We start from the raw sequence: 14,584 nt of genomic DNA, 5'->3' as shown, positions 1-14,584 counted from the left end.
GCTGATCCCTTCTGATGCATGATCTGCCCTCCAGAAGGGAGGGTCTGGAGTGGTGCATCAGCGCAAGGTGGCCCTGGCCGGGGCGGCTCAACTGGAGCTCGTCTCCGGGGTGGTCCAGCTGCGTCCCGAGGACGCGATGTTCGACGCGATGCTGCGGGGCTGGCGTGCTCAGCAGAAGTCGCGGGGGCTGAAGGACGACACGATCGACCCGAGGGAACGGCTGATCCGCCGGTTTCTGGACTTCACGAACGAGTACCCGTGGCGATGGACGCCCGCCCACCTGGACGAGTGGTCAGCGTCGTTGACGAGCGAGAAGCACTTGGCGCCGTCCACGGTCCGCAGCTACCAGGGCATCGTCCGACTGTTCACCGAGCTCCTCATCGACGCCCGCTACGGCTGGGCCCCGGCCTGCGAGGAAGCCTTCGGCACCTTCCCGATGGCGATCTGCCACGAGTGGAATACTCTCCCTCACCTGCAGGATTACGAAGGGGACCCCGAGGCCAGGCCCTTCACGAGGGAGGAGCTGCAGCTCTTCCTCGACTACGCCGACGATCAGGTCGAACGAGCGGTACGGGCGAAACGCGAGGGTGCCCTGGCGGCCTACCGCGACGCCACCCTCTTCAAGGTGATCTACGGGTGGGGACTTCGCCGGACCGAGACGTCCAAGCTCGATGTGGTCGACTTTGGGCGCAACCCACAGGCCCGCCAGTTCGGCCGCTACGGCACGCTCAACGTCCGCTACGGCAAGGCGAAGAAGGGCCAGCCACCGCGACGGCGGAACGTGCTTTCGGTGATGGAGTGGGCCGTCGAGGCGGTTGCCGACTACGTCGAGCACGTCCGCCCCCGCTTCGGATTCCCCGATCACCCCGCTCTGTGGATCACCGAGCGCGGGGGCCGCCTGCAGCCCGGCTCGATCAACGACCGGTTCGAGGCATACCGGGATGCTCTCGGGCTGACGAAAGAGCTGACCCCGCACAGTCTTCGGCACTCGTACGTCACGCACCTGACCGAGGACGGGGTGGACCGGCGCTTCATCCAGCAGCAGGTCGGCCACGAGTGCGACAGCTCCCTGGCCATCTACACGCACGTCAGCGACGACTTCATGAACACTTCCCTGCACAAGGCACTGGCCCCGGCGTTCGCCGGGGCCTGACAGGAGGGATCCGGCGATGGCCGCCAAGCTCGACTACCACTGGCACCTGCGCACGGTCATGGCCGATCGCGGGATGTTCTCCACCACCGACCTTCTCCCGCCGCTCGCCCAACGCGGCATCACGCTGTCCACAAGCCAGGTCTACCGGCTCGTCGTCGAGCGACCAGAGCGACTGAGCCTAAAAATCCTCATGGCCCTGCTCGACATCCTCGACTGCACCATGGACGACCTCATCGAGCCCATCGCGGCAGCCGGCACCGCGAAGAAGCCGAAGAAGGCAGCCGCCGCCGGCTCGGCGCCCGAGTCGGAGGGGCTCGGCGGACTGCGTCCGAAGCGGGCTCGGATCAGAGGAGTTGACCGGCCTTGACCACGGCTGACCAACTTGATCGCGCCGTCACGGACCCGATCGGCCTGATCACAGACCTCGTCACCGATGTCGAGAACGAACTCGGCGCCGAGAGAACCCGAGCCGTGGTCACCGCGGTCGCGGGCGGCCGAGCGAAGTCCCGCCAGCTGGCCAAGGCTTTGGCGATGCGGTCCGCCGTCCTGACCGACGGCCGGTCCCCAGCGCCCCGGGCAATCGGCGATCTGCTCATCGAGCTCCGCAAGGCCGGCGCCTCGGCGATCGCGGCACCGGTCTGCGCGGAGTGCGGCAAGCAGCTGCGAACCATCCAGCGCAAGGGTCAGGACTGGTATTGCTCGGTCTGCGGGCAGGAGACCGCTGAGTGCACCACCTGCGGAAACGTCCGACGCGTCAGCTTCCGGGACCGCAAGGGCCTACCCCGCTGCAAGATGTGTCCCGACAACGATGACCGCGATCCCGTGACGGTCGTCCACGAACTGATCACCGCGATCGCCCCGGGCGCTGACCGCGACGTGATCGCCGAAGCCCTTCGCGGCACGGCACCCAACCGTCCCACATACCGGCAGAGACTGGTCTGGGCCCTGGAGGAGAACCCTCGTCTGCTGACAGGGGAGGGCTTTCTGGCGCCGCATCGCGCCATCCTGCGGTTCATCGACCTGCTGGTCGAGGCCGGCGTCGCCGGGATCGTCCGGCCCACATGCCCGCGCTGCCACCGAGTGGTCCGCATCGACAAGCCGCTCGACGGGCAGCGGGTCTGCCGCAACTGCATCGCCAAGTCCCGATTCGAAGAATGCGTACGCTGCGGTGCCCGGCGAGAGCCGGCCACCCGCGACGCCGACGGGCGACCACTGTGTCCGAGCTGCCTGGTCAAGGACCCTGCAAACCTGGAGACCTGCATCGTCTGCGGCGAGTCACGCATGGTCAGCAACCGCACCGCAGACGGGCCGATCTGCCCTAACTGCCGTCCCCTGCCCATCCTGCTTTGCTCGATCTGCGGCCGCACCGCACCCTGCATGCTCTCGAAGCTCACCGGCCTGCCCCGCTGCGGCGGCTGTGACAGGCGCCAAGCTCACTGCACCGTCTGTGGACGAATGCGCGGCATTCACTCCGGCACCGCCGACGCCCCCGTCTGCGGCCCCTGCACCACGCCGGACGCCGAGCTCTGGCGCCCCTGTCCCACCTGCGGCCAAGCCGAACGGCTGCACGCGCCGGGACCGTGCCCCCGCTGCACCCTCAAGCAGCGGCTCCACGAACTCCTCGTCGATGGCACAGGCTCCATAAACCCGGAGCTCCAGTCCCTTCACGAGGCCCTGGCCGACACCGATCGAGCCGGCACCGCGATGCGCTGGCTCTCCAAGGGCATCGTCTCCACCGTCCTGTCCGATCTCGGCTCCGGCCGCCGGCCTCTCACCCATGAGGCCCTGGACGAGCTTCCCGAAGGCAAGGTCGTCGAGCACATCCGCAGCGTTCTTGTCGCCACCGGAACCTTGCCCCCGCGGGACGAGCAGATGGTCCGTCTCGAACGGCACGTGAAGAACCTCATCGCCTCCCACGCGACGGCTGAGGGACGGAAAATCCTGCACCGGTACGCGACTTGGCATCTCCTGCGTCGGCTTCGCCGACGCAGTCGCGGCAAGGAAATCACCCACTACCAGCTCGCCAGCGCACGGCAACATCTGCGGGCGGCCGTCCATCTCCTGGACTGGCTCGAGGAACAGAACCTGACCCTTGCCCGTTGCCGCCAGGCCGACCTCGAACGCTGGATGACCAGCGAAGAAGGCCGCCACCGCCGGGAAGCAGGACACTTTGTGCGCTGGGCCCTTGCCCAGAAGATCGCCCGTGACCTCAGCTTCCCAGCCGTCAGGTGGAACGGCCCCTCCCAGGCGATGGACGACGAGGCCCGCTGGGACACCGCCCGTCGCCTGCTGCACGACGCCGCCATCAGGCCCGAAGACCGCCTCGCCGGCTTGCTGTTGCTTCTCTATGCCCAGTGGCCCGCGGCGATCTCCCGGCTCACCGTCGACCACATCGAGGAGACTGACGGGACCGTTCGCATCCGCCTTGGCGCTGTCCCGGTCGAGCTTCCCGCACCCGTCGCTGACCTGGCCCGACAGCAGGTCGCGATTCGTCGCAGCCACGCTGTCCTCGGCCGACGAGAATCGCCTTGGCTCTTCCCCGGAGGCCAGCCTGGCCGGCCGATCAGCGCCTGGGCCATGGGCGAACGGCTCCGCAAGCTCGGCATCCGGCTGGCGGAAGCCCGCTCGACCGCACTGTTCCAGCTCGCCACCGAACTGCCCGCTGCGGTCCTCGCCCGCACCCTCGGCATCGACATCACCATCGCCGTCAAATGGCAGCGAGCCGCTGCCGGAGACTGGGGCGCCTACGCAGCCGAGGTCAGCCGCCGCTCAGGCACACTCACCGACGCACCCACTCACGACACAGAACAGGGCACCCGATGACCACCCCGGACCTCTCGGTCGACTGGCTCACCACCTGGCAAAGCGAGATCACCACCATGCTTGAGCAGGCACTTGCCCGCTTCGAGACCGTCCACGGTTTCCCACCGGGCGACAACGGCGTTCTCGCGGCCGACGACCGAAGCCGGGCCGCGGCCTCGCGGCTGAATGACACCGCCGGCCTCCCAGCCGCCCTGGGCATCTTCTACTGCTCAATCGCAGAGCTGCAGCTGCCCGACATCGACCACGGATACTTCATCCACCCGCCCGACCTGGTGCTCGACCACCTCACCGAATACGGACCCGTTCGCCTCACCGACCATCGCACTGGCATCGTTTTCGGCAGCGACGGCGGAGGACACCTCTTCGCTCTCGACCAGAGCGGGCAGGTCCACCGATCCACTACGGCGTCATGGATCGACGACTTCGAGCCGGCAGCCCCATCCCTGCCGCAGTTCCTTGAACAGCTGCACCGAGCCACCGCTGGCTTCGCGGACGACACCAAGCGCCATTCGGTTGCCGATCACGGCTGACCGATCCCGCTGATGGGCGCCGTCCACGAGGCATTCCGAGAGTTCCAATACCCGAGTGCACCATTAAAGGTCTCCCTGGAGCGCAAACGCGCCGCTGTGGCCACCATGCGCCTGCAGGTCGTCGACCGCTCCGGGAAACCCGCGCCCATGGCCTCGACGACCGCCTACCAAGCACGCTCCGTCGCCGTGCCCTACGGCAACTGCACCGAGCCGACCAACATCAAAGCCGGCGGGAAGAGCTGCCCTCTGCGCTTCCAATGCGCCGGCTGCGGCTTCTACCGCCCCGACCCGTCCTACCTGCCCGCCATCGAAGAACACCTCCACCAGCTGCGCACTGACCGCGAGACCGCCCACGCGCTGGACGCAGCCGACTTCGTCACCCGCAACCTCAGCGACCAGATCGACGCCTACACCCAAGTCGCCGAGAAGATGCACAAACAGCTCGCGGAACTCCCCACCGACCAGCAGACCGAGATCGAGGAAGCCGCACGGATCCTACGCAAAGCCCGCGCCGCCGACGGCCACACCCTGCTCCCGCTCACCGTCATCAACCGCGACCAGGGGGCCTCGTGACCAGTCCACGAACCCCCGGCCAGGTGCTTCGCGAGGCACGCCGCAAGGACAGCCGCGACAAACGCGCTCGGGTCCTGCACACCCTCGATGACCTGCTCACCCGCGGCGAGCCCGTCACCTTCACCGGGGTCGCCAAGGCGGCGGCCGTCTCGACCTGGCTCGTCTACGCCCCCGGCGTCCGCGAGCACATCGAAGCCGCCCGCACCCAGCAAGCCCGCACCGCAGCCAGAGGCGACGAACCCCGGTCGGCGGGCGGTGCCATGAGTACGCGCACCGACCTGGAGGTTCTTCGCGCCGACAACAAACGGCTCCGCGGCCAGGTCAGCGACCTCAAGGAAGCCCTGCAGCGCCAGCTCGGCCGACAACTCGACCAACTACAGGCGACCGACCTCACGGACCGGATCGGTGAACTGACCGCACAGAATCAAGAGCTGCACAGCCAGCTCACCCAGCTCCAACACGAGAATCAGGAACTTGAACGGAAACTCGCCGAGACCAACGACGACCTCGTCGCCGCCCGAGCGAGCCTCCGGCGCATGATCCGAATCGAGAACTCATAGCAGCTGTCCCGTCTGAACGGGGCATCTCAATTGGCGAGTCTGCGGTAGTGGGTGAGGGTGCAGGCAATCGCTCACCGTTGGCCCTCCGCCGTCACCGCCCGATTCTCCCTGGTCGTTGCACGTTGTTTGCGCGCTGCCGTCTGATCCCACCAGGCCGGGACGAGGGCTGTCAGCATCAGGAGCGCGGTCAGGACGAATGCCCAGGGATAGCCGGTCAAGCCAGCCACCGCGCCGAAGCCGACCGCGCCGATGCCCATACCCGCGTCGTAGGCGACATTCCACAGGGCGCTCACCGTCCCGTACCCGGAGGCCGGGACCCGGGAGTACATCAGGGTGATGGTTGCGCTCTGGGTGATGCCGAAACCGGCCCCGAACACGGCCGCACCCGCGACGACCGCGGCCGGGACGCCCGTGAGGGCAACGACGAGGATCCCGGCGGCTGAGGCAACCAGCCCTGGCACAACCAGTCCGGCGGCTCCGCGTCGGTCGGCGCGTCGACCGGCGAACCAGCGGGATGCCGTCGCAGCGGCCGGTTGCACGAAGAGAGCCGCGGCGACCACGCCGGAAGAGCCCGACGCCACGGCCAGTGGCAGAAAGGTGACGACGATCCCCGCGCCCACCGCCGTCACCGCGAACACGGCCGTGGGGCGGCCGAGCGTGCCGGAACGGGCCCCGGCAAAGATCCCCAGGGGTGGCCCCGGCGCCGCTTCCCGGCCGGGCAGGCCCGGGACGGCGGCGATGGAGACCAGGGCGATCAGTGCCGCTACCGCGCAGACGGGCCCGTACCCCGTGTGCAATGCCAGCCAGGCTCCGAGCGGCAGGCCCACCAGCGACGGCACGCCGGCCATGACGCCGATCAGGGCCAGCCCCTCCCCGCGGCGTTCGGGCGGGATCAGCGACGCCGTCAGCGCCCCACCCGCCACCAGAGTGAACGCGAAGCCGAGCCCCCGGACAAGGCACACCGCCACGATCCACCCCATACTCTGCGATGCGGTCAGGGCCAGTGCCGGAGCGCCCAGCAACAACAACCCCGCCCCCAGCAGCACGCGGTGACCACAGCGTGCGGCCAGCCATGGGGCCATCAGCTCGCCGGCCACCGTGGCCAGCATCAGCGCACCGGTGACCAGGCCCGCCTGGTCGCTGCCCCGGCCCGGCACGCTCTGCGCGTACGCCGGGACGACCGACAGCAGCAGGAAGAAGCTCGCCGAGGAGCCGATGACCGTCACGAAGCGCAACAGCAGCGGGCGGGTCACCAGGCGTGGCCGCGCCTCGGCAGCCCGGTGTTCAGGATCGACGGATGAGGCCATGGGTGAAACCTAGGGGACGGAGCCGCCCGAAGGTCCCCGTTTCCATGCCTGTTCATGACACTGGCGCAGCTGGGCTGAGACGGGACTCCGGGATCGTGCCTAACGTGCCTGGAGGCATCCGTCCCATCTGACTCGGACCGATACTTGACAGCTATAGATAAAGATGGACGCGGAGGCCGAGCAGCGCGTCTTCGACCAGATCCGCGATCTCGCGGCGGAGGGCCAGACGATCATCCTGATCACCCACCGCCTCCACAGCGTCCGGCACGCCGACGAGATCTACGTCCTGGAGCAAGGCCGCGTGGCGGAACACGGCACCTTCGACAACCTCATGCGCCCGGACGGGAACGGCCCGGGCATCTTCCGCCGCATGTACCGGATCCAGTCCGAGCAGTACCGCCTGGACGACCCCAAGGTGCCCGGGCAGGGCGACACTTCCAGCCCGTCCGGGACTCGGAGTCCGTCGGGCACTTCCAGCCCGTCCGGGACTTCCAGCCCGTCCGGGACTCCTAGCCCGTCGGGCACTTCCAGCCCGTCCGGGACTTCCAGCTCGTCTGGGACTTCCAGTCCGTCGGGCACTTCCAGCCCGTCCGGCGTTTGAGGACGAGGCCGTTCAGGCCGAAGCGGGGGTCTGGGGGCGGCAGCCCCCAGGGACGGGAAGGGTAGGGACGGCGGGGGCGAAAAACCGGGGGACGGAACCCCGTCGATCGGTACTGGGGGCCGGGCCCCCGGTGAGTCAGTACTGGGGGGCCGGGCCCCCGGTGAGTCGGTACCGGGCGGCGGGCCCCCGCCGATCGATGCCGGGGCGGGCCCCAGGTCAGTGGGCACCGGGGGCGAGCCCCCGTCAGTCGGCACCGGCAGCGGAGCCGTCCAGCATGCGGCGCAGCAGATCCCGCAGGGACAGCCGTTCCTCGCGGGACAGCCCCGCCAGCGGCTCCCGCGCGAAGTCCAGCGAGTCGCGCAGCCCGCGAGCCACCCGCCGCCCCTCCTCGGTCGCCGCCGCCAGCTTCACCCGGCGGTCCGCCGGATCCGGGCGGCGCTCCACCAGGCCCCGGGCCTCCAGCCGGTCCACGATCCCGGTGACGTTCGACGGCTCGCACTTCAGCTTCTGGGCGAGCCGCCGCATCGGCAGCGGCTCCAGCGACAGCAGGCTCAGCAGCCGCGCCTGCGCCCCGGTCAGCGCGTGCTCGGCCGCCGCCTCCTCGTACTCCTCGTGGTAGCGGGCCACGACGCTGCCGATGAGCTCCACGACCTCCAGCGTCACGGGGTCGATACGGGGTGTCTTCTGCGCGGCCATGCCGCCAACACTACCTCTTTACTTGACAGGATGAAATATTCAGGAGCATGGTTGTTTCAGGTACTGAAACATTCTGAGCCGCACGTGAGGAAAGGCGCCATGACCGACACCCCCACGCCCCCCGCCGTCAGCCGCGAATGGCACCTGCTCAGCCGCCCCGTCGGCTGGCCCAAGTCCGAGGACTTCGCCCTCGTCGAGGCCGAGGTGCCGCAGCCCGGTGAGGGCCAGGTGCTGGTCCGCAACGAGTACCTCTCCGTGGACCCGTATATGCGTGGCCGGATGAGCGCCGCGAAGTCCTACGTCGCGCCCTTCGAGCTGAACGAGCCGATGCAGGGCGGCGCGGTCGGCGAGGTCGTCGCCTCGAACGTGGACGGTATCGCGCCCGGCGACCACGTCCTGCACTTCATGGGCTGGCGCGAGTACGGCCTCGTCGACGCGGGGCAGGCCGTCAAGGTCGATCCGGACGCCGCGCCGCTGTCCACCTACCTCGGCGTGCTGGGCATGACCGGCCTCACCGCCTACGCCGGCCTCCTGCGCACCGCCGCCTTCAAGGAGGGCGACTCCGTCTTCGTCTCCGGAGCCGCGGGCGCCGTCGGCAGCCAGGTCGGCCAGATCGCCAAACTCAAGGGCGCCTCCCGGGTCATCGGTTCCGCGGGCTCCGACGAGAAGGTCAAGCTGCTGCTGGAGGAGTACGGCTTCGACGCCGCCTTCAACTACAAGAACGGCCCCGTGAGCGAGCAACTCCGCGCCGCCGCCCCCGACGGGATCGACGTCTACTTCGACAACGTCGGCGGTGATCACCTGGAGGCCGCCATCGGCTCCCTCAACCGCGGTGGGCGCATCGCCGTCTGCGGCATGATCTCCGTCTACAACAACACCGAGCCCGCCCCCGGCCCGAGGAACCTCGCCCGGCTGATCCAGACCCGCGGCCGGATCGAGGGCTTCCTGGTCGGCGACCACTACGACCTGCAGCCGCAGTTCGTCGAGGAGGTCGGCGCCTGGGTCCGCTCCGGCGAGCTGAAGTACCGCGAGACCGTCGTCGAAGGCATCGAGAACAACCTGGAGGCGTTCTTCGGCGTCCTGCGCGGCGACAACGTCGGCAAGATGATCGTCAAGCTCTGACCGGCGGAACACCACCCGCCTCACCGTGACGCCCGCCTGACCACGGTCGTTGCGTACGGCGAAGGCCGCACCCTTGGACGTGGGGTGCGGCCTTCATCATGCCGTCCGCCGGGGGGAATCGCCGCCTCCGGGAGACGGGGACGTGGCCCCGCGGTAACGGATGCCCGAACTCGGCGGCCCCGGCGGCCCCGAGCGGGCATCCTGAGGAGCGAGGAGGGCCGCCCATGTCCCCGATTCCGACGCTCCCCCGCTGGCACGACGTGGTGCGCCTGGCGCGCGGCACCACCGACGTCGCAGGCCAGCTCCTGGACACGGCAGGGAACATCACCACGATCGCCGTCAACACCCTTGATCCCCGCGACGGTTCGGGCGCCGAGGCGCTGCGCATGCTGCGGCAGACGACGGCGGAGCTTGCGGACGCGAGCGGGTCACCGCAGGCGCAGCAGGCGTTCTACCGGATCGTCGACACCCTGACCCGGCTGGGCACCACCGGCGCGCCGCTGGCCGTGCACCCGGTGAGCGAACCTGCGCAGGCCCTGCTGGCCGCCCTCGGCGAGGGCCTGCTGCCAGTGCTCGACGCCGTCGAACCGGCGATGGAGGAGGTCGCGGCGGTCGTCGGGGAACTGATGGAGGCCACCGCCCCGCTGCTGCCCGCGGCGGCCGGCCTCGCGGCGGGCACGCTTCTCGCGCTGACCCCGCTGGTCCGCGCCGCGGCGGAGGTCCTGCGGGACTCGGCGCCCGAACTCACGCGGATCGCCGAGGCGTTGACGGCCGCGCTGGCCCCGCTGCTGCCGCTCCAGGAGGACCTGACGGAACGGGCCGCGGCCACGGGGGCGACCCTGGTCCGGGCGGCCCTGCCACCCCTGGCGGACCTCACGGAAGCGGCCGCCGCGACGACGAAGGCGGCTCGCCCGGTCCTGCTGGCGGGCGAGGAACTCCTCGTCACGGGCCTGGAGCAGATCCAGCCGCTGCTTCTGGCGGCGGCTGCGCGCGCGGGCCACGTCACCAGGGCGGCGGCGGTACGGGTGTCGGCGGCGATGAGCCCGGCGGCGGAGCGGGCGGTCGTGGTGACGGTGACACCGGCATGACGGGGGAGGGGCGACACGAGCATGACGGGCGACGGTGACGCCACCATGACAATCGAAAGGCCGACCGTCGATAGGGTTTTCCCATGCATGATCTGGGCGCGGGACTCGGCTATCTCCTCAAGGGCCAACGCTGGGTGGCCCGTCACGGCAAACAGTACGGCTTCGGCATCCTGCCGGGCCTGATCACACTCGTCCTGTACGCGGCGGCGCTCGTCGCACTCGCCCTGTGGGGCGATGACCTGGTCACCTGGGCCACCCCCTTCGCCGACGGCTGGCCGGACCCCTGGCTCGGGCTCTTCCGCGGTTTCCTCACCGTCGTGCTGTTCGCCCTCGCCCTCCTCCTCGCCGTCCTCACCTTCACCGCGGTCACCCTTCTCATAGGCCAGCCCTTCTACGAGAACCTCTCGGAGAAGGTCGACCGCGACGTCTCCCCCGACGGCACGGCACCCGAGTCGGGCCTGCCCCTCCACCGGGAGATGTGGATATCGGCCCGCGACAGCCTCCGCGTCCTCGTACGGGCCGCACTCTGGGGCGTCCTCCTCTTCGCCCTCGGCTTCCTGCCGTTCGTCGGCCAGACCGTCGTCCCGGTCGTCGGCTTCTTCGTCACCGGCTTCTTCCTCACCGAGGAACTCACCGCCGTCGCGCTCCAGCGCCGGAGCGTCGAACTCCGCGACCGCCTCACCCTGTTGCGCTCCCGCAAGCTGCTCGTCTGGGGCTTCGGCACACCCCTCAGCCTGGCCTTCCTCGTCCCGTTCGTCGCCGCCTTCCTGATGCCGGGCGCGGTCGCGGGCGCCACACTGCTGGCCCGGGACCTGCTGGGCGAGGAGAACGCCCGGGAGACGGAGGACGCCCCCGAGGACGAGCAGATCACCCACCTCTGAGGGCGCCCCCGGGGACGTACGCCGCCGCCTCCCGCAAGGCCGCCACGAACGCCTCCCCGGCCGGAGACAGGACCGGCGCCCGCAGCCGGGGAGTGACGCGCCGGAGGGACGCCGAAGATCTGGGACGAGCGCCCGCCCACGTGGACCTTTGTGAAGGGTTCGTACGAAATCCAGGGCGGACGCTCGATCGCCGACCACCGGGTCACCACGGCGATTAACGTCTGGGGCGGGACCGAGTCCCCCTACGAGCAGCCCCGGTCCGGGACCTGACGGCCGGACCGGGGCTCGTCGCTCGTTCGGGCCGAGCCCCTATGTGCCCCAGCAGGCAACGTTCGCCCCGTCGCGACGCCCGGCACTCCCCCAAGCTCTCGGCTTCGCTCGAGCAGGGGGGACCCCCACCCCCAAGCTCTTCGAGCAGGGGGGACCCCCACTCGCCGCACCGGCCGAAAGCCCAAGTACGTCCAGTACGAGGGCTTCCGGCCGGCACTCCCCCAAGCTCTTCGAGCAGGGGGTACCCCCAGAGCACGCACCGGACGCCGCTCCTTGACGGGCAAACGTTACCTGCCGGGGCACTAGCGCACCGAGAAGCCGTACACCGTCTCCGACCGGTACACCTCGCCAGGCCGCAGCCGCGTGCTCGGGAAGTCCGGGCGGTTCGGGGAGTCCGGGAAGTGCTGGGTCTCCAGTGCGATGCCGTCGCCGGGGGCGAACGGGGCGCCGAGGTGGTCCGCCGTGTACAGCTGCAGGCCGGGCTCGGTCGTGGACACGGTGAGCAGACGCCCTGACGCCGGGTCGTGCAGCTCGGCGACCTCCACCGGGGTGCGCGTCACACCCTTGTCGAGCACGAAGTTGTGGTCGTAGCCGGAGCCCACCTTCCGGGATTCCCGGAAGTCGAAGCGGCTGCCCTCGACGGTCTCCAGCGCTCCCGTCGGGATCAGGTCCGCGTCCACCGGGGTGTACCGGGAGGCCGCGATGCTCAGCTCGTGGCCGCCCGCGTTCCCGGAACCCGCCAGGTTCCAGTACGAGTGGTTCGTCAGGTTCACCACCGTCGGCGCGTCCGTGACCGCCTCGTACGCGATTCGCAGCGCGCCGCCCGCGTCGAGGGTGTACGTCGCCGAGACCTCGAGTCGGCCCGGGAAGCCCTCCTCGCCGTGCGGGCTGACCCGGAACAGCCGGACGCCGTGCTCGACCGGCTCCACGTCCCACACCCGCTTGTCGAACCCTCGCGACCCGCCGTGCAGTGAGTTGGGGCCGTTGTTCGGCTCCAGCGCGTAGCTCCGGCCGTCGAGCGGGAAGCGGGCGCCCGCGATGCGGTTGGCGTACCGCCCGACCAGAGCCCCGAGGAACGGCTCCGGATGGCGCAGATAGCCGTCCAGATCCGGGAAGCCCAGCACCACGTCCGCCCGGCCCCCTCCCCCACTCTCGGCTTCGCTCGAGCGGGGGGACCCCCATCGATCCGGGACCTCCGCCGACTGCACGATCCCGCCGTACGACAGGACGCGCACCCGCACCCCGCCCCGGTCCAGCGTCCAGCGGTGGACCGCCGAGCCGTCGGGAAGTGTGCCGAAAAGTTCGCTCATGTGGGAAACCCTAGGTCACGGGATCCTCGGCGGTGACGGCACGGTAGGCGATCTCGGCGAGTCGTGCCTGACCGTTCCTGCTCGGGTGGAACCAGTCCCAGGGGCTCAACTGCGCGGGCCCGAAGCGGTAGTCGAAGACCGCGTTGCCGTCGAAGCGGCACCGCCGGTCCTTCGCGCACACCTCCTTCAGGGCCCGGTTGTACTCCTCCACCCGCGACTGCACGGTGGCGCGCCGCTGGGTGGACGCGGCGTCCAGCGCGTCCGCGTCGCCCAGCATCGACGGGCAGATGCCCAGCTTCCACACCTGCTTGCCGAGCGCGCTGGTGCGGCCCTCGGACCACAGCCGCATCAGGTTCGGCACGCTGGAGACGTACACCTGCGCCTTGGGCAGCGACCGGCGCAGGACGGCCATCGCGTCCTTGAACTGCTCGCGGAAGTCGTCGACCGGGGTCATCGCCGAGGTGGAGGAGCGGCAGGCGTCGTTGGCCCCGACCATCACCGTGACCAGCTCCGGCCTGCGCTGCACCGCCTCCGCGACCTGCCCGGCCAGGTCGGCCATCCGCGCCCCGGTCACCGCGTAGTTCCAGCTGCGCTCCGCCGCCCCGGTCCCCCCGAGCAGCCGTACGGCCAGGCTGTCGACGCCGGTGTCGGTGCCCGTCGCCCACGACACCTGAGGGCAGTCGGACAGCACGGTGCAGGCGTCGAAGCCGCGCGTGATGGAGTCGCCGACGGCGGCGATCGAGTCGGGGGAGCGGTTCCAGACCGGCTTCGGGGACGGCCGTGACGACGGCGCGGTGCCCCGCCCCCCGTCGCCGCCCGAGGCGTCGCATCCGGCGAGCCCCAGGACGACCGCGGCCGCGACCGCGGCGACGGCCCTGAAGCGGTGGCTTCGCTTCCGCATCCCTGGTCCCCTCGTTCGGCAGCGCTTCGAACACGCTGGGTCAGACCCGCGTCCCCTTGGGTGAAACCTCGGCATTCACGGGCAACGGGACCGACGGTACGTCACACTCCTCGGCCCGCCGCACGGTAGCCTCGCCCCGTGGCCGCCCTTGCCACGCCCGTTCCGTAAAGTTACAAGATGTGGCGCTCTGCCCGGAGGTTCAGGTGACGACACGTGGAGTCCTGTACGTGCACTCCGCGCCCCGCGCACTGTGCCCGCACGTCGAGTGGGCCGTCGCGGGCGTGCTGGGCACCCGCGTCAACCTCGACTGGATCCGGCAGCCCGCCGCCCCCGGCACCTGGAGATCGGAGTTCTCCTGGCAGGGCGAGGCCGGCACCGCCTCCAAGCTCGCCTCCGCGCTGCGCGGCTGGCAGCTGCTGCGCTTCGAGGTCACCGCGGAACCGTGCCCGACCGCCGAGGGCGAGCGCTACAGCTGCACCCCCGGCCTGGGCATCTTCCACGCGGTCACCGGCATCCACGGCGACATCCTGATCCCCGAGGACCGGCTGCGGGCGGCCCTCATCCGCTCCCAGCGCGGCGAGAGCGACCTGGAGGCGGAACTGGCCCGGCTCCTGGGCAAGCCGTGGGACGACGAACTGGAACCGTTCCGGTACGCGGGCGAGGGAGCGCCGGTGCGCTGGCTGCACCAGGTCGTCTGAAGACCTCCGCACACGACATGAGGGGCCCCCACCAGCCGGTGGGGGCCCCTCATGCACAGGGTCCGGGGTCC

The 14,584-nt window shown here is 70.2% G+C and carries 15 protein-coding genes; 11 read left to right on the top strand and 4 right to left on the bottom strand.

Annotated elements, in window-relative coordinates:
- The first annotated feature begins 49 nt into the window (after positions 1–49).
- The 6 genes from AB0N14_RS04995 to AB0N14_RS04970 are packed head-to-tail and all read left to right on the top strand — an operon-like array spanning position 50 to position 5,639.
- The gene (locus tag AB0N14_RS04995) at positions 50–1,153 is read left to right on the top strand and encodes a tyrosine-type recombinase/integrase (RefSeq protein WP_366024320.1); all 1,104 of its coding nucleotides are present in this window, start codon (positions 50–52) and stop codon (positions 1,151–1,153) included.
- 16 nt (positions 1,154–1,169) lie between these two features.
- The gene (locus tag AB0N14_RS04990; protein ID WP_366024319.1) at positions 1,170–1,520 is read left to right on the top strand and encodes a helix-turn-helix transcriptional regulator; all 351 of its coding nucleotides are present in this window, start codon (positions 1,170–1,172) and stop codon (positions 1,518–1,520) included.
- A complete protein-coding gene (locus tag AB0N14_RS04985) occupies positions 1,517–3,976 on the top strand; it encodes a site-specific integrase (protein ID WP_366024318.1) in 2,460 nt (819 codons plus the stop codon). Before AB0N14_RS04990 ends, AB0N14_RS04985 begins: the two co-directional genes overlap by 4 nt.
- Positions 3,973–4,506: a hypothetical protein gene (locus AB0N14_RS04980; protein ID WP_366024317.1), complete on the top strand. Its 534-nt coding sequence runs from the start codon at positions 3,973–3,975 to the stop codon at positions 4,504–4,506. Before AB0N14_RS04985 ends, AB0N14_RS04980 begins: the two co-directional genes overlap by 4 nt.
- Before the next feature lie 12 nt (positions 4,507–4,518).
- Positions 4,519–5,079: a hypothetical protein gene (locus tag AB0N14_RS04975; RefSeq protein WP_366024316.1), complete on the top strand. Its 561-nt coding sequence runs from the start codon at positions 4,519–4,521 to the stop codon at positions 5,077–5,079.
- Positions 5,076–5,639, top strand: a complete 564-nt coding sequence (locus AB0N14_RS04970; protein WP_366024315.1) for a DUF6262 family protein — start codon at positions 5,076–5,078, stop codon at positions 5,637–5,639. The genes AB0N14_RS04975 and AB0N14_RS04970 overlap by 4 nt, the downstream gene beginning before the upstream one ends.
- Before the next feature lie 71 nt (positions 5,640–5,710).
- Here AB0N14_RS04970 and AB0N14_RS04965 read toward each other — a convergent pair whose 3' ends face one another.
- Complete coding sequence (locus AB0N14_RS04965; protein ID WP_366024314.1) at positions 5,711–6,946, bottom strand: MFS transporter; 1,236 nt, start codon at positions 6,944–6,946, stop codon at positions 5,711–5,713.
- Positions 6,947–7,109: 163 nt separating this feature from the next.
- Between AB0N14_RS04965 and AB0N14_RS04960 the strand changes: the two genes are divergently transcribed.
- Positions 7,110–7,547 carry a hypothetical protein gene (locus AB0N14_RS04960; protein ID WP_366024313.1) on the top strand — a complete coding sequence of 146 codons (438 nt, stop codon included), beginning with the start codon at positions 7,110–7,112 and terminating at the stop codon, positions 7,545–7,547.
- Positions 7,548–7,790: 243 nt separating this feature from the next.
- Here the strand turns inward: AB0N14_RS04960 and AB0N14_RS04955 are convergent, their stop codons facing one another.
- Positions 7,791–8,243 carry a MarR family transcriptional regulator gene (locus AB0N14_RS04955; protein ID WP_366024312.1) on the bottom strand — a complete coding sequence of 151 codons (453 nt, stop codon included), beginning with the start codon at positions 8,241–8,243 and terminating at the stop codon, positions 7,791–7,793.
- 99 nt (positions 8,244–8,342) lie between these two features.
- Between AB0N14_RS04955 and AB0N14_RS04950 the strand changes: the two genes are divergently transcribed.
- The 3 genes from AB0N14_RS04950 to AB0N14_RS04940 all read left to right on the top strand — a co-directional run bounded on the left by AB0N14_RS04950 (position 8,343) and on the right by AB0N14_RS04940 (position 11,334).
- Positions 8,343–9,365 (top strand): NADP-dependent oxidoreductase, encoded by a 1,023-nt coding sequence (locus AB0N14_RS04950; protein WP_366024311.1) that lies wholly within the window; start codon positions 8,343–8,345, stop codon positions 9,363–9,365.
- A 224-nt stretch (positions 9,366–9,589) separates the two neighbouring features.
- A complete protein-coding gene (locus tag AB0N14_RS04945; RefSeq protein ID WP_366024310.1) occupies positions 9,590–10,453 on the top strand; it encodes a hypothetical protein in 864 nt (287 codons plus the stop codon).
- Positions 10,454–10,536: 83 nt separating this feature from the next.
- Complete coding sequence (locus AB0N14_RS04940) at positions 10,537–11,334, top strand: EI24 domain-containing protein (RefSeq protein ID WP_366024309.1); 798 nt, start codon at positions 10,537–10,539, stop codon at positions 11,332–11,334.
- A 572-nt stretch (positions 11,335–11,906) separates the two neighbouring features.
- On the opposite strand, the gene AB0N14_RS04935 is transcribed toward AB0N14_RS04940, so the two are convergent.
- Both AB0N14_RS04935 and AB0N14_RS04930 read right to left on the bottom strand, forming a co-directional pair.
- Positions 11,907–12,914: an aldose epimerase family protein gene (locus tag AB0N14_RS04935; protein WP_366024308.1), complete on the bottom strand. Its 1,008-nt coding sequence runs from the start codon at positions 12,912–12,914 to the stop codon at positions 11,907–11,909.
- Between the two features lie 10 nt (positions 12,915–12,924).
- A complete protein-coding gene (locus AB0N14_RS04930; protein ID WP_366024307.1) occupies positions 12,925–13,815 on the bottom strand; it encodes an SGNH/GDSL hydrolase family protein in 891 nt (296 codons plus the stop codon).
- A gap of 203 nt (positions 13,816–14,018) precedes the next feature.
- On the opposite strand from AB0N14_RS04930, the gene AB0N14_RS04925 reads away from it, so the two are divergent.
- Positions 14,019–14,513: a DUF3145 domain-containing protein gene (locus tag AB0N14_RS04925; protein ID WP_366024306.1), complete on the top strand. Its 495-nt coding sequence runs from the start codon at positions 14,019–14,021 to the stop codon at positions 14,511–14,513.
- The last annotated feature ends 71 nt before the right edge of the window (positions 14,514–14,584 follow it).

This window comes from Streptomyces sp. NPDC051104, assembly GCF_040682835.1.
GTDB lineage: Bacteria > Actinomycetota > Actinomycetes > Streptomycetales > Streptomycetaceae > Streptomyces > Streptomyces cynarae.
The sequence above is the reverse complement of the archived record's forward strand: the minus strand, read 5'-3'. Positions and strand labels throughout refer to the sequence as shown.

Coding starts and splice junctions, on each gene's coding strand:
- AB0N14_RS04945 (WP_366024310.1), top strand. CDS start 9,590: ATGTCCCCGATTCCGACGCTCCCCCGCTGGCACGACGTGGTGCGCCTG.
- AB0N14_RS04950 (WP_366024311.1), top strand. CDS start 8,343: ATGACCGACACCCCCACGCCCCCCGCCGTCAGCCGCGAATGGCACCTG.
- AB0N14_RS04965 (WP_366024314.1), bottom strand. CDS start 6,946: ATGGCCTCATCCGTCGATCCTGAACACCGGGCTGCCGAGGCGCGGCCA.
- AB0N14_RS04930 (WP_366024307.1), bottom strand. CDS start 13,815: ATGCGGAAGCGAAGCCACCGCTTCAGGGCCGTCGCCGCGGTCGCGGCC.
- AB0N14_RS04990 (WP_366024319.1), top strand. CDS start 1,170: ATGGCCGCCAAGCTCGACTACCACTGGCACCTGCGCACGGTCATGGCC.
- AB0N14_RS04935 (WP_366024308.1), bottom strand. CDS start 12,914: ATGAGCGAACTTTTCGGCACACTTCCCGACGGCTCGGCGGTCCACCGC.
- AB0N14_RS04980 (WP_366024317.1), top strand. CDS start 3,973: ATGACCACCCCGGACCTCTCGGTCGACTGGCTCACCACCTGGCAAAGC.
- AB0N14_RS04975 (WP_366024316.1), top strand. CDS start 4,519: ATGGGCGCCGTCCACGAGGCATTCCGAGAGTTCCAATACCCGAGTGCA.
- AB0N14_RS04960 (WP_366024313.1), top strand. CDS start 7,110: ATGGACGCGGAGGCCGAGCAGCGCGTCTTCGACCAGATCCGCGATCTC.
- AB0N14_RS04955 (WP_366024312.1), bottom strand. CDS start 8,243: ATGGCCGCGCAGAAGACACCCCGTATCGACCCCGTGACGCTGGAGGTC.
- AB0N14_RS04940 (WP_366024309.1), top strand. CDS start 10,537: ATGCATGATCTGGGCGCGGGACTCGGCTATCTCCTCAAGGGCCAACGC.